At 60.7% G+C, this 12,136-nt stretch carries 12 protein-coding genes; 9 read left to right on the top strand and 3 right to left on the bottom strand.

Translation table 11 applies throughout. The features are described 5' to 3' along the window. The first annotated feature begins 267 nt into the window (after positions 1 to 267). Both KZH41_RS17855 and KZH41_RS17860 read left to right on the top strand, forming a co-directional pair. Entirely contained in the window at positions 268 to 516 is a 249-nt protein-coding gene (locus KZH41_RS17855) for a hypothetical protein (RefSeq protein ID WP_094951636.1), read from the top strand. Between the two features lie 91 nt (positions 517 to 607). Beyond that, positions 608 to 1,018 (top strand): thioredoxin domain-containing protein, encoded by a 411-nt coding sequence (locus tag KZH41_RS17860; RefSeq protein ID WP_094951637.1) that lies wholly within the window; start codon positions 608 to 610, stop codon positions 1,016 to 1,018. Here KZH41_RS17860 and KZH41_RS17865 read toward each other — a convergent pair. The 3 genes from KZH41_RS17865 to rpiB all read right to left on the bottom strand — a co-directional run bounded on the left by KZH41_RS17865 (position 999) and on the right by rpiB (position 4,462). Continuing rightward, the gene (locus tag KZH41_RS17865; RefSeq protein WP_094951638.1) at positions 999 to 2,564 is read right to left on the bottom strand and encodes a TerC family protein; all 1,566 of its coding nucleotides are present in this window, start codon (positions 2,562 to 2,564) and stop codon (positions 999 to 1,001) included. The two genes, KZH41_RS17860 and KZH41_RS17865, sit on opposite strands and share 20 nt — an antisense overlap. Positions 2,565 to 2,956: 392 nt before the next feature. Then, positions 2,957 to 3,937, bottom strand: a complete 981-nt coding sequence (locus KZH41_RS17870) for a sugar-binding transcriptional regulator (RefSeq protein WP_242150419.1) — start codon at positions 3,935 to 3,937, stop codon at positions 2,957 to 2,959. Between the two features lie 63 nt (positions 3,938 to 4,000). Continuing rightward, the gene (gene rpiB, locus KZH41_RS17875; protein ID WP_242150422.1) at positions 4,001 to 4,462 is read right to left on the bottom strand and encodes a ribose 5-phosphate isomerase B; all 462 of its coding nucleotides are present in this window, start codon (positions 4,460 to 4,462) and stop codon (positions 4,001 to 4,003) included. Positions 4,463 to 4,745: 283 nt separating this feature from the next. Between rpiB and KZH41_RS17880 the strand changes: the two genes are divergently transcribed. From KZH41_RS17880 to dhaL, 7 genes are all read left to right on the top strand, one after another. Continuing rightward, a complete protein-coding gene (locus KZH41_RS17880; RefSeq protein ID WP_263273340.1) occupies positions 4,746 to 6,233 on the top strand; it encodes a sugar ABC transporter ATP-binding protein in 1,488 nt (495 codons plus the stop codon). Further along, a complete protein-coding gene (locus KZH41_RS17885; RefSeq protein WP_094951642.1) occupies positions 6,230 to 7,207 on the top strand; it encodes an ABC transporter permease in 978 nt (325 codons plus the stop codon). Before KZH41_RS17880 ends, KZH41_RS17885 begins: the two co-directional genes overlap by 4 nt. Positions 7,208 to 7,264: 57 nt before the next feature. Further along, complete coding sequence (locus KZH41_RS17890) at positions 7,265 to 8,272, top strand: substrate-binding domain-containing protein (protein WP_094951643.1); 1,008 nt, start codon at positions 7,265 to 7,267, stop codon at positions 8,270 to 8,272. Positions 8,273 to 8,418: 146 nt separating this feature from the next. Further along, entirely contained in the window at positions 8,419 to 9,174 is a 756-nt protein-coding gene (locus tag KZH41_RS17895) for an SDR family oxidoreductase (RefSeq protein ID WP_094951644.1), read from the top strand. Between the two features lie 26 nt (positions 9,175 to 9,200). Beyond that, the gene (locus KZH41_RS17900; protein WP_242150425.1) at positions 9,201 to 10,316 is read left to right on the top strand and encodes an MDR/zinc-dependent alcohol dehydrogenase-like family protein; all 1,116 of its coding nucleotides are present in this window, start codon (positions 9,201 to 9,203) and stop codon (positions 10,314 to 10,316) included. Positions 10,317 to 10,376: 60 nt separating this feature from the next. Beyond that, positions 10,377 to 11,378 carry a dihydroxyacetone kinase subunit DhaK gene (locus tag KZH41_RS17905; RefSeq protein ID WP_094951646.1) on the top strand — a complete coding sequence of 334 codons (1,002 nt, stop codon included), beginning with the start codon at positions 10,377 to 10,379 and terminating at the stop codon, positions 11,376 to 11,378. 3 nt (positions 11,379 to 11,381) lie between these two features. After that, the gene (gene dhaL / locus KZH41_RS17910; RefSeq protein WP_263273344.1) at positions 11,382 to 12,026 is read left to right on the top strand and encodes a dihydroxyacetone kinase subunit DhaL; all 645 of its coding nucleotides are present in this window, start codon (positions 11,382 to 11,384) and stop codon (positions 12,024 to 12,026) included. Positions 12,027 to 12,136: the final 110 nt, after the last annotated feature.

Below are 12,136 nucleotides of genomic sequence, written 5' to 3' on the forward strand. Positions count from 1 at the left end.
AGGAGAAAAACATGTCGGGGATTAATTCGTTTTAAATCAGGTAGATAAATTTTTCGGGGAGTAACGCGCTGGGCCAGCAGGTGGGAGCAGTTTGCTACTCAAGGCCACACAGTGCGGTGACAGGGTTATGGGGTGCACCATTGAGGCGTTACCGTGCACCGTCGCGGGGCTGTGCGCCGATCCCACAAAGGGTTTCTTTGCCGGGCTCTGGCTGATTTTTTGGGCTGGGCTAGGCTGAGGGAAATCTGTCTTTAGGAGCCTGGCGTGATGAAGTTAAGCCTTAGTGTGGTTTTGCTGTGCTGTTTGGCGGCCGGCACGGCTTCGGCCAGCAATGATCGGCGTGAATGCAAGGAAGAATTGACCAAGCTCAAGGAGGCCTTCAGCACGGACTACACCAGCCAGAACCATCATGGTTACCGCAAGGCAAAGGCGTCGCGGGATAACGAGGAATATAAGAAATGCGCGAGCCAGGCGCGCAAAGCTCGCGAACGCGTGGAGCGTGCGGAGGATGCGTGAAGCTGTCTACCTGTGAAGGTTGACAGTAGACGGTGGTGCTCTCTCGACTTAGCGTTGGCCGAAACGAATGCTGTCAAAAAAGGAGACTGCCATGGGGATCACCAACGCAACCATTGCCAATGCCGAGGACTATCAGAGAGTTCTGAGCACCCACCACCCCGTGTTCCTGCTGTTTGCCTCGCAGTCTTGTCCTGCCTGCCCGGACGCGGTGGAGCTATTCGAACTGATCGCTGCCAGGTATCCGGACGTCGTCAGCCTGGTGCTCGACTGCGCCAATACGCCGAGGCACCCAGAGGTAGGAGGCACACCGACGCTGTTGATTTATCTCAATGGGCAGTTGCAGGAAAAACTCAAGGGCTTTGGCGTCTACGAGGGCCAGGTAAAACGGCTGATGCGGACGTTTATGCGCTACGCAAACACGCACAAACGGCCGACATCATCCCTGCACAACCCCAAGCATCACCTACATGGCACACACCGGCTTAAATCGCAGGCGCACTAGCCATTAACAACACCTGCGTAACTCGCCGCTCCTCCACCGCCGCCACGGTAAGGCGCCAGCCTTCATGCTCCAGGCTGTCGCCGACCATCGGCAGGCGGTCCAGCAGGCTCATCACTAAACCTGCGAGGGTCTGATAATCGTCGGTGGCCACGGCCTTGAAGCCGGTGCGCTGGCGAATCTGATTGAGGTTCAAGGCGCCATTGGCGCGAAAACCTTGACCTTCCTCGACGATATCCGGCCCTTCAATCTCGCTGGCATCCGGCAATTCACCGGCGATGGATTCGAGAATGTCGGTCATGCTCAACACGCCCATGAAATCGCCGAATTCGTTGATCACGAACGCAATGTGGGTGGATTCCTGGCGCATCTGCTCCAGGGCGTTGAGGATCGAAAAACTCTCCAGCAGGTTAATCGCACGGCGCGCCAGGTGTTCCAGGTTCGGCTCGTTGCCGGCCAGGTATTCCTTGAGCAGTTCCTTCTTATGCACGAAGCCTAATGGCTCATCAACGGCACCATTGCGGATCAACGGCAGCCGCGAGTAGGACGAATGCATCAGTTTCAGGCGAATAGTGTCGGGATCGTCCGCCAGATCGATACAGTCAACCTGCGCCCGTGGTGTCATCAAGGTGCGGATCGGCCGCTCGGCCAATTGCAGCACGCCGCTGATCATCACGCGCTCGCGTCGGTCGAACAGCGGGCCCTGGGTCGCGTCCGGCTCGCCCATCAGGTCGGCAACCTCGTCATCCATGCCCTCCACTGCCAGACTGCGACCGCCCAGCAAACGCATCACCGCATGCGCGGTACGCTGACGAACTGGCAAGGTGCCTTGCGCCGACTTCTTGCGACGGGCACGGGCAATCTGGTTGAACACCTCGATCAGAATCGAGAAACCAATCGCCGCATACAGGTAGCCCTTCGGAATATGGAAGCCCAAGCCTTCGGCAGTCAGGGCGAAACCAATCATCATCAAGAAGCCCAAGCACAGCATGATCACCGTCGGGTGCGCATTGACGAAGCGGGTCAGCGGCTTGCTGGCCACGATCATCAGGCCGATGGAGACAATCACCGCGATCATCATCACCGCCAGCTCATCGACCATGCCCACGGCGGTAATCACCGCGTCAAGGGAGAACACTGCGTCGAGCACCACGATCTGCGCCACGATCGGCCAGAACATCGCATACGCCACATTGCCCGAGCGCTGGGCCACATGGCCTTCAAGGCGCTCGTGCAATTCCATGGTGGCCTTGAACAACAGGAACACACCACCGAACAGCATGATCAGGTCACGGCCGGAGAAGCTCTTGTCGAACACCTCGAACAATGGCTGGGTCAGCGTCACCAACCAGGAAATACTCGCCAGCAAGCCCAGGCGCATCAACAGCGCCAGGGACAAACCGATCAACCGCGCCCGGTCGCGCTGCTCCGGCGGCAACTTGTCCGCCAGGATCGCGATAAACACCAAGTTGTCGATGCCCAGCACCAGTTCCAGCACAATCAAGGTCAACAGGCCGAGCCAGGCCGTTGGATCCGCTAACCATTCCATTTATAGAGTCTCGTAATAGATTTCAGAGTGCCAGACACGGCAAAGCGCGGTCAGTGGACCGGGACAATGTTAGCAGTCGGAATACGGGATGCTTTAGCGCAAACAGCGGCAGTGGGTGTCTTGGGGAAAGACGACCGGGAGGCTCCGAGAGGGTGTTCATGCAAGTCCTGAAATGACAAAAGGACTCAAATCCTACAACCCAAACCCAAATTCCCCACAACATAAAACTATTACAAGATCTGTAATCAACCCTCTCACCCCCACAGAAACCTGTGGGAGCCGGGCTTGCCCGCGATGCAGGCGACTCGGTCTATCAACAAGACCGAGGTGATGCTATCGCAGGCAAGCCAGCCCCCACACACGCCCGATCCCACATTTTAATCGGTGTTGAATCAGGTTTTACGCGTTGCATCATCCAACGCCAAAATCGTATGCGCATTCGTCACCGTGGTTGCGAGGGTATTAATCACCCCCGACCGCAACGCCCCCAGCGTCGCCGCCGCCTTGGTGTTCTCACTGGCAATCGCCACCACATCCGGGATGCGAAACAACTCCTGCACCGTCAACCCGATCACCCGCCCTTGAATCGCGTTGACCGCCGGCTGCCCGTGAATGTCGATAAAGTCATAGCCCATCATGTCGCCCACCGTACCGGACAACCGCGCCTGGGCGATTTCCTGAGGCGAGAACCAGCCCATGCGCACCATGTTGCTGTTTTCGCTCATATCGCCAATGCCAATCAGCGCAATGTCCGCCCGCCGCGCCCGGTCCAGGGTCGAGCGCACCGTGTCGTTATTGATCAACACCCCACGCAGTTCCGGGTTCGCCACCAGTGCCGGGGCGTACAGGCTTTCACTCTCGCCGCCAAAGCGCAGGGCCAGGCGGCGGCAGATATGGTCGGGGTTCATGTACTCGCCAGCCTTGAGCGAACCGCCGATGGCACAGACAAATGTGCAATTGCGCGTCACCGGCAAAAACACGTTGTCAGCCACCGCACCCACATTACGCCCCATGCCCACCGCGACGATCATGCCGTCACTCAGGGTTTTATTCAGGTAGTTGGCCACCAGGCTGGCAACGGCCGAGCGCTGGGTGTCGGGGTCGCTGTGGTCGACGGCGATCAACGCCCGGTCGAGCTTGAAGCGTTCCACCAGCGCCCGCTCCAGCTCGTTGTTCATCGCCGGGTGCTGCAACACGCGCACTTCGACAATCCCTTCATCGCGCGCACGCTTGAGCAGGCGACTGACCTTGGCGCGTGACAGGTCGAAGCGTTTGGCGATGGCTTCCTGAGTGACGTTCTCGAGGTAATAGAGCATCGCCACTTCGGTCATCTGATCGATATCGCTGGCGATGCGCTGGGTACTCTCACTCATGGGGACGGGCTTCCGTTTCGGCGTCAAAGGCGCATTCTCCCGACTCTTACCCCGCGCCGTCCACTACTGATGCCCATCACGCTCGATCGCATTGATGCGCGCCACCTTGGCCCCGGAACGCGCCGCCTCGAACTCCGATGCCAGGAACGAGGTGACGATGCTTTTGGCCAGCTCTGCGCCGATCACCCGCGCGCCGATGGACAGGATCTGCGCATCGTTGCTCTTGCGCGCCCGCTCCGCCGAATACGTGTCATGCGCCTGCGCAGCCCGAATGCCCAGCACCTTATTGGCCGAGATAGCCATGCCTATCCCGGTGCCACACACCAGCACGCCCAGGCGCTGCTGCCCGGCATTGATGGCATTGGCCACCGCCAGGGCGATGTCCGGGTACAGCACCGGCGCGGTGGAGTGGGTGCCGAAGTCGGTCACCGGGTAACCCAACGCCTCGATATGGCGCTTCAACAGCTCTTTGAGCTCAAAACCCGCTTCATCGCATCCGATAGCCACCGGGAAAGGTGTGTTCATGGCGTCTGGCTCCGCTGCCGTGATCGTACTTATGACTGATCATATGATCACTCAATGAAATTTCGCTCAGTCATTTCGCGGGTATTAAGCCCTTCCTGTCAAGCGAGTTTTAACTGACCTCGCAGTCAAAGCCCTATAAATGGGCTTTATGACCCCGCCAGATGAGATTTACACCTTTTAAGTGAAAGAGATTGACTGATCAGAATTTCATTTGATACACATATGATCACAGCAAAACATGACTGTGCGACCTAATAAGAATTCACAGCACGAGGACACGCCGATGGCCACGCCATTACTGCTCCAGGCTGAACACGTCGCCAAGGCTTACGCCGGGGTGCCTGCCCTGCGTGACGGGCGCCTCTCTCTGCGGGCCGGCAGCGTCCACGCGTTGTGCGGCGGCAATGGCGCAGGCAAGTCGACCTTCCTGAGCATCCTGATGGGCATCACCCAACGTGACGCCGGGAGCATTCTGCTCAACGGCGCACCCGTGCAGTTCAACCGCCCGAGCGAAGCCTTGGCGGCGGGGATCGCGATGATCACCCAGGAGCTGGAACCCATCCCTTATATGACCGTCGCCGAAAATATCTGGCTGGGCCGTGAGCCGCGCCGTGCTGGCTTCATCGTCGACAGCAAGACCCTCAACCGCCGCACCCGCGAGCTGCTCGACAGCCTGGAGTTCGACGTCGACGCCACCAGCCCCATGCACCGCCTGAGCGTGGCGCAGGTGCAACTGGTGGAAATCGCCAAAGCGTTCAGCCATGACTGCCAGGTGATGATCATGGACGAACCGACCTCGGCCATCGGCGAGCGCGAGGCGCAAACCCTGTTCAAGGCAATTCGCCGCCTCACCGACCGCGGCGCCGGCATCGTGTATGTGTCGCACCGCTTAAGTGAACTGGCGCAGATCGCCGACGACTACAGCATCTTTCGCGACGGCGCCTTTGTGGAAAGCGGGCGCATGGCCGATATCGACCGCAACCACCTGGTGCGCGGCATCGTCGGCCAGGAACTGACGCGCATCGACCACAAGGTCGGCCGCGAATGCGCCGCCGCCACCTGCCTGCAAGTCGATAACCTGAGCCGCAACGGCGAGTTTCACGACATCAGCCTGCAACTGCGCCAAGGCGAAATCCTCGGCATCTATGGCCTGATGGGCTCGGGGCGCAGCGAATTTCTCAACTGCATCTACGGCCTGACAGTGGCGGACTCCGGCAGCGTCACCCTGCAAGGCAAGCCCATGCCCATCGGTTTGCCCAAGGCCACGATCAACGCCGGCATGTCGCTGGTCACCGAAGACCGCAAAGACAGCGGCCTGGTGCTCACCGGCAGCATTCTTTCCAACATTACGCTGTCGGCCTACAAACGCCTGTCGAGCTGGTCGCTGATCAATGCACGCAAAGAAGCCCAGCTGGCGCAGGACATGGTCAAGCGCCTGCAGATCAAAACCACCTCACTGGACTTGCCGGTGGCCTCCATGAGCGGCGGCAACCAGCAGAAAGTGGTGCTCGCCAAATGCCTGTCGACCGAACCGGTGTGCCTGCTCTGCGATGAACCGACCCGGGGCATTGATGAAGGCGCCAAGCAAGAAATTTACCAGTTGCTCGACCAGTTCGTACGTGCCGGTGGCGCGGCCATTGTGGTGTCGTCCGAAGCCCCGGAGTTGCTGCACCTGAGTGATCGCATCGCCGTATTCAAGGGCGGCCGGCTGGTGACCATCAGCACCGACACCGCCCTTTCCCAGGAAGCCTTGTTGAGTCTTGCCTCATGAATGCCAAAACCATTGCCCCACCCCTGACTGCCACGCCGCGCAATCGCCTGCGTTTGTCCCTTGACCGTTTCGGCTTGCCGCTGGTGTTTATCCTGCTGTGCGTGGTGATGGCGTTTTCCAGCGAATACTTCATGACCTGGCGCAACTGGATGGACATCCTGCGCCAGACGTCGATCAACGGCATCCTCGCAGTGGGCATGACCTACGTGATTTTGACCAAGGGCATCGACCTGTCGGTAGGCTCGATCCTGGCGTTCGCCGGGTTGTGCAGCGCCATGGTCGCCACCCAAGGCTACGGCCTGCTGGCGGCGGTCAGCGCCGGGATGTTTGCCGGGGCGATGCTCGGCGTGGTCAACGGTTTTATGGTCGCCAACCTGTCGATCCCACCGTTCGTGGCCACCCTCGGCATGCTCAGCATCGCGCGGGGCATGACCTTTATCCTCAACGACGGCAGCCCGATCACCGACCTGCCCGACGCTTACCTGGCGCTGGGCATCGGCAAGATCGGCCCGATTGGCGTGCCGATTGTCATCTTCGCCGTGGTCGCGCTGATCTTCTGGATGGTGCTGCGCTACACCACGTACGGGCGCTATGTGTACGCAGTAGGCGGCAACGAAAAGAGCGCGCGCACCTCCGGCATCGGCGTGCGCAAGGTGATGTTTTCGGTGTACGTGGTCTCAGGTTTGCTCGCCGGATTGGCCGGCGTGGTGCTGTCGGCACGCACCACCTCCGCCCTGCCCCAGGCCGGGGTTTCCTATGAGCTGGACGCGATTGCCGCTGTGGTGATCGGCGGTACCAGCCTGTCGGGCGGCACCGGCAGCATTGTCGGCACGCTGTTTGGTGCGCTGTTGATCGGCGTGATCAACAACGGCCTTAACCTGCTCGGCGTGTCCTCCTACTACCAGCAGGTCGCCAAGGGCCTGATCATCGTGTTCGCGGTACTGATCGATGTGTGGCGCAAGAAAAAACGCTAGTCGCTGTTCCTCAAAAAATGCACTGAACGACCCACAACAATAAGCGGAGTTCTCACCATGAAATCTGGAATGTCTTTGGCTGCTGTCGCGGCCCTCTCCCTGCTCGCCAGCAGTATCGCGTTGGCCGCCGATGGCAAGACCTACAAAGTCGGCGCAGCCGTCTACGGCCTCAAGGGCCAGTTCATGCAGAACTGGGTCCGCGAGCTGAAGGAACACCCGGCGGTCAAGGACGGCACCGTGCAGTTGACCGTGTTCGACGGCAACTACGACGCCCTGACCCAGAACAACCAGATCGAAAACATGGTGACCCAGCGCTACGACGCCATCCTGTTCGTGCCAATCGACACCAAGGCCGGCGTCGGTACCGTGAAACAAGCCATGAGCAACGACGTGGTGGTCATCGCCTCCAATACGAAAGTAGCCGATGCCTCCGTGCCTTACGTGGGTAACGATGACGTGGAAGGCGGCCGCCTGCAGGCCCAGGCCATGGTCGACAAGCTCAACGGCCGTGGCAACGTGGTGATCATCCAGGGCCCGATTGGCCAGTCGGCACAGATCGACCGGGAAAAAGGCGAGCTGGAAGTGCTGGGCAAGCACCCGGACATCAAGATCATCGAGAAAAAGACCGCCAACTGGGACCGCGCGCAGGCCATGACCCTCACCGAAGACTGGCTGAACGCGCACCCCAAAGGCATCAACGGCGTGATCGCGCAGAACGACGACATGGCCCTGGGCGCCGTGCAGGCCCTTAAGTCCCACGGGCTGACCTCCAAGGACGTGCCGGTGACCTCCATCGACGGCATGCCGGACGCGATCCAGGCGGCGAAAAAAGACGAAGTCACCACCTTCCTGCAAGACGCCCAGGCGCAATCCCAAGGCGCGCTGGACGTGGCCTTGCGCGCGTTGGCGGGCAAGGACTACAAGCCGCAATCAGTGATCTGGGAGCGCTATGCCAAGGACGTGAAATGGGCTGATGGCACGGCCAAAAACTACATCCTGCCGTGGGTACCAGTGACCAATGCGAATGCGGATGCGCTGTACAAACAAGTCAGCGGCGGTAAGTAGCTTTCACCTTGAAATAAGGTCAAGTGTGGGAGCTGGCTGGCCTGCGATGGCATCACCTCGGTTTGACTGAAAGACCGAGTCGCCTGCATCGCAGGCAAGCCAGCTCCCACATTGGATCAGCAGCGCTTTTGAAAGAGGAGTTATTCATGTCTGGATTCTGGAACCAAGCCTTCGACCTCACCGGCCGTTGCGCGGTGATCACCGGCGGCGCCGCCGGGATTGGCCTGGCCTGCGCCACCTTGCTGGCAGAGCGCGGCGCACGCGTGGCCTTGCTTGACCGTGACCCAGCGGTGGTTGAAGTCGCCGCCCGCCTGGGCGCCCAACACCTGGGCATTGCCGTCGACCTCAGCCAGATCGGCCAGGTACAACACACCATCGACCAGGTGTTCGAGCACTTCCAACGCCTGGATTACCTGATCAACAGCGCCGGCATCGTCCTGCTCGACAAGGCCGTCGATGTCAGCGAAAGCGCTTGGGACAGCACCCTGGATATCAACCTCAAGGCCAGCTTCTTCGTGGCCCAGGCCTGCGCCAAACACATGCTGGCCAACGGCGGCGGGCGCATCGTCAACCTCGCCTCGCAAGCCGCCGTGATCGGCCTGGACCGCCACGTCGCCTACTGCGCGAGCAAGGCCGCCATCGTCGGCATGACCAAGGTGCTGGCCATGGAATGGGCGCCGCAGATCAACGTCAACGCCATCTCCCCGACCATCGTCGAGACCGCGCTGGGCAAGAAAGCCTGGGCCGGTGAGGTGGGCGAACGGGCCAAATTGCAGATCCCGGCGGGCCGCTTCGCCCAGCCGGAAGAAATCGCCGGGCTGGCGTTGTACCTGCTCAGCGACGCAGCACAGATGATCACCGGCGCCAACATGGTGATCGACGGCGGCTACAGCATTCAGTAATTCATTTTTTGTCGTGAGGTTTTGTCATGTCCACCGTCACCGAACGCACACCTGAACAACTCGCCCCGAGCATCCCGAAAACCATGCAGGCTGTGGTCTGCCATGGCCCGGAAGACTACCGCCTGGAAACCGTCGACGTGCCCACGCCCGGGCCTGACGAGATCCTCACCAAAGTCGAGCTGTGCGGCATCTGCATGGGCGATATCAAGACCTATCGCGGCGCGCCGTCGTTCTGGGGCGATGCCGAGCAACCGCGCTACGTAAAACCGCCGATGATTCCCGGGCATGAATTCGTCTGCCGCGTGGTTGCCCTCGGCCCAGGCGCGGAAAAACGTGGTGTGGCGGTCGGTGACCGGGTGATCTCCGAGCAGATCGTGCCGTGCTGGGGCTGCCGTTTCTGCAACCACGGCCAGTACTGGATGTGCCAGAAGCATGACCTGTATGGCTTCCAGAACAATGTGCAGGGCGCCATGGCCCAGTACATGATCTTCACCAAGGAAGGCATCATCCACAAAGTGCCGGAATCCATCGCCCCCGACGAAGCCATCCTGATTGAACCGCTGGCCTGCTCACTGCATGCCGCCGAGCGCGCGAATGTCGACCATGACGACATCGTGGTGGTGGCCGGTGCCGGCACCCTGGGCCTGGGCATCATCGGCGCCGTGCGCCTGCGCAACCCGAAAAAGCTGATCGTGCTGGACATGAAACCCGAACGCGCGGCCCTCGCCCTGCGCATGGGCGCCGACGAAGTGTGGAACCCGGCGGAAGTCGACGTGATGGCCAAAATCCGCGCGATCACCGACGGCTATGGCTGCGACATCTACATCGAAGCCACCGGGCACCACAAGGCGGTGAACCAAGGCCTGGCGATGCTGCGCAAGCTGGGGCGTTTTGTCGAATTCAGCGTCTTTAATGATGAGGCCACAGTAGATTGGTCAATCATCGGCGACCGCAAAGAGCTGGACATTCTGGGCTCACACCTGGGCCCGTACATGTACCCGCGCGCCATCGACTTTATCGGCAACCGCAAGATCGACATGCGCGACGTAGTGACCCACAAATTTGCGCTGGCGGACTTCAAGGAAGCGTTTGCGGTGATGGAGCGCGGGGACAAGTCGCTGAAGGTTGTGCTGGAACCCTGACCCCAGCCCCCACAGTTGATAGTTTGTTGCCCTATACATAAGAACACAGGAACCCGCGTTATGAATCGAGTGATCAACGATCCGGACCAAGTGGTCGAGGACATGCTGCGCGGTATTCTGGTCGCGCACCCCGAGCTGCGCCAATACGAGTCCAACCCACGCGTTATCGTCAAAGCCAAGCCCTCGAACAAGGGCCACGTGGGAATTGTCACCGGCGGCGGTTCCGGCCATGAACCGGCGTTTCTCGGCTACGTCGGCCCAGGCTTGGTGGACGCCGTGGCCGTCGGTGAAATCTTCTCCTCGCCCACCGCCAAGAGTTTTTTCGACGCCTTCCGCGCCGCCGACCATGGCGCGGGCGTGGCCTGCCTGTATGGCAACTACGCCGGCGACAACATGAACGTGAAGCTGGCGATGAAAATGGCCGCCAGCAAAGACATGCGCATCCGCACCGTGGTCGCCAACGATGACGTGGCCTCCGCGCCCAAGGCCGAAATCGCCAAGCGCCGTGGCGTGGCCGGGGAAATCTTCATGTGGAAGATCGGCGGTGCCGCCGCCGCCCAGCATTATGACCTCGACGGGGTGATTCGCGTCGCGCAGAAAACCGTCGACCATTGCCGCTCGATCGGCATCGGCCTCACACCCTGCACCATCGCGGCGGTGGGCAAGCCGAACTTCCAGATTCCCGACGGCCAGATGGAGTTGGGCATCGGCCATCACGGCGAACCGGGCATTGAAGTGATCGCCATCGAATCCGCCGCTGCCATGGCCGAACGCATGCTCGCGCCGATCCTGGCCGACCGTGACTTCAGCCAGGACGACAGCGTGGTCGTGCTGGTCTCCGGCCTGGGCGCCACGCCAGTCATGGAGCTGTACATTTTCTACGCTGAGGTGGAACGCCAGCTCAAGGCCAAGGGCTTGAAGATTCACCGTTGCTACGTGGGCAACTACTTCACTTCCCTTGAGATGATGGGCGTGACCCTGACCCTGCTCGGCCTCGACGCCGAGCTTAAAACCCTGATCGACCAACCCTGCCGCTCCATCGGCATGACCCAGGCGGAGTGAACCATGAGCCAACATTTTTCCACCCATGACGGCAGCGCCATCGTCGCCGACTTGGTCAGCGTGATTGTGGCCAACCGTGAATACCTCAGCGAAGTCGACGGCGCGATTGGCGACGGCGACCACGGCATCAACATGGCCAAAGGTTTCGCCCATTGCGGGCGCACTATCGAGGGCCGGCAACTGACCCTGGCCGAAGCCCTGGAGGAACTGACCCTGAGCCTGATGGAAGGCATCGGCGGCTCCATGGGGCCGTTGTACGGCAGCCTGTTTATCGGCATGGCCGACGAAGTGCGCGGCCGTGAAGACATCGACGCCGCGACCTTTGCCCACCTGCTGCGCGGTGGCCTGACCTCACTGCAAGACATTACCGAGGCGGGCGTGGGCGACAAGTGTTTGATGGACACCCTGATCCCGGCGGTTGAAGCCTTTGAGCGCGCGCATGCAGGAGGCGCATCCTTCAACGATGCGCTGGACGCAATGAAAACCGCCGCCTCACAGGGGCGCGACTCGACCAAGGATCTGGTCGCGAAAATCGGCCGCGCCAGCCGTTTGGGCGAGCGCTCGCTGGGCGTGCTGGATGCCGGGGCGGTGTCGTGCTGCCTGATACTGACGCGGTTGGCGGATTCGGTTCAACCGAGGTTGGTGTAGCGCCCCAGATGACCCCTTCGCGAGCAAGCCCGCTCCCACATTAGATCGAGTTCCAGCATTTGGAATGCGGTCGAATGTGGGAGCGGGCGTGCTCGCGAAGGTAGCAACAC

This window comes from Pseudomonas sp. YeP6b (assembly GCF_025642995.1).
Classification (GTDB): Bacteria; Pseudomonadota; Gammaproteobacteria; order Pseudomonadales; family Pseudomonadaceae; genus Aquipseudomonas.

Bases quoted from the DNA above. Each gene is read 5' to 3' on its own strand.
- KZH41_RS17855 (WP_094951636.1), top strand. From the start codon at position 268: ATGAAGTTAAGCCTTAGTGTGGTTTTGCTGTGCTGTTTGGCGGCCGGC.
- KZH41_RS17860 (WP_094951637.1), top strand. From the start codon at position 608: ATGGGGATCACCAACGCAACCATTGCCAATGCCGAGGACTATCAGAGA.
- KZH41_RS17865 (WP_094951638.1), bottom strand. From the start codon at position 2,564: ATGGAATGGTTAGCGGATCCAACGGCCTGGCTCGGCCTGTTGACCTTG.
- KZH41_RS17870 (WP_242150419.1), bottom strand. From the start codon at position 3,937: ATGAGTGAGAGTACCCAGCGCATCGCCAGCGATATCGATCAGATGACC.
- rpiB (WP_242150422.1), bottom strand. From the start codon at position 4,462: ATGAACACACCTTTCCCGGTGGCTATCGGATGCGATGAAGCGGGTTTT.
- KZH41_RS17880 (WP_263273340.1), top strand. From the start codon at position 4,746: ATGGCCACGCCATTACTGCTCCAGGCTGAACACGTCGCCAAGGCTTAC.
- KZH41_RS17885 (WP_094951642.1), top strand. From the start codon at position 6,230: ATGAATGCCAAAACCATTGCCCCACCCCTGACTGCCACGCCGCGCAAT.
- KZH41_RS17890 (WP_094951643.1), top strand. From the start codon at position 7,265: ATGAAATCTGGAATGTCTTTGGCTGCTGTCGCGGCCCTCTCCCTGCTC.
- KZH41_RS17895 (WP_094951644.1), top strand. From the start codon at position 8,419: ATGTCTGGATTCTGGAACCAAGCCTTCGACCTCACCGGCCGTTGCGCG.
- KZH41_RS17900 (WP_242150425.1), top strand. From the start codon at position 9,201: ATGTCCACCGTCACCGAACGCACACCTGAACAACTCGCCCCGAGCATC.
- KZH41_RS17905 (WP_094951646.1), top strand. From the start codon at position 10,377: ATGAATCGAGTGATCAACGATCCGGACCAAGTGGTCGAGGACATGCTG.
- dhaL (WP_263273344.1), top strand. From the start codon at position 11,382: ATGAGCCAACATTTTTCCACCCATGACGGCAGCGCCATCGTCGCCGAC.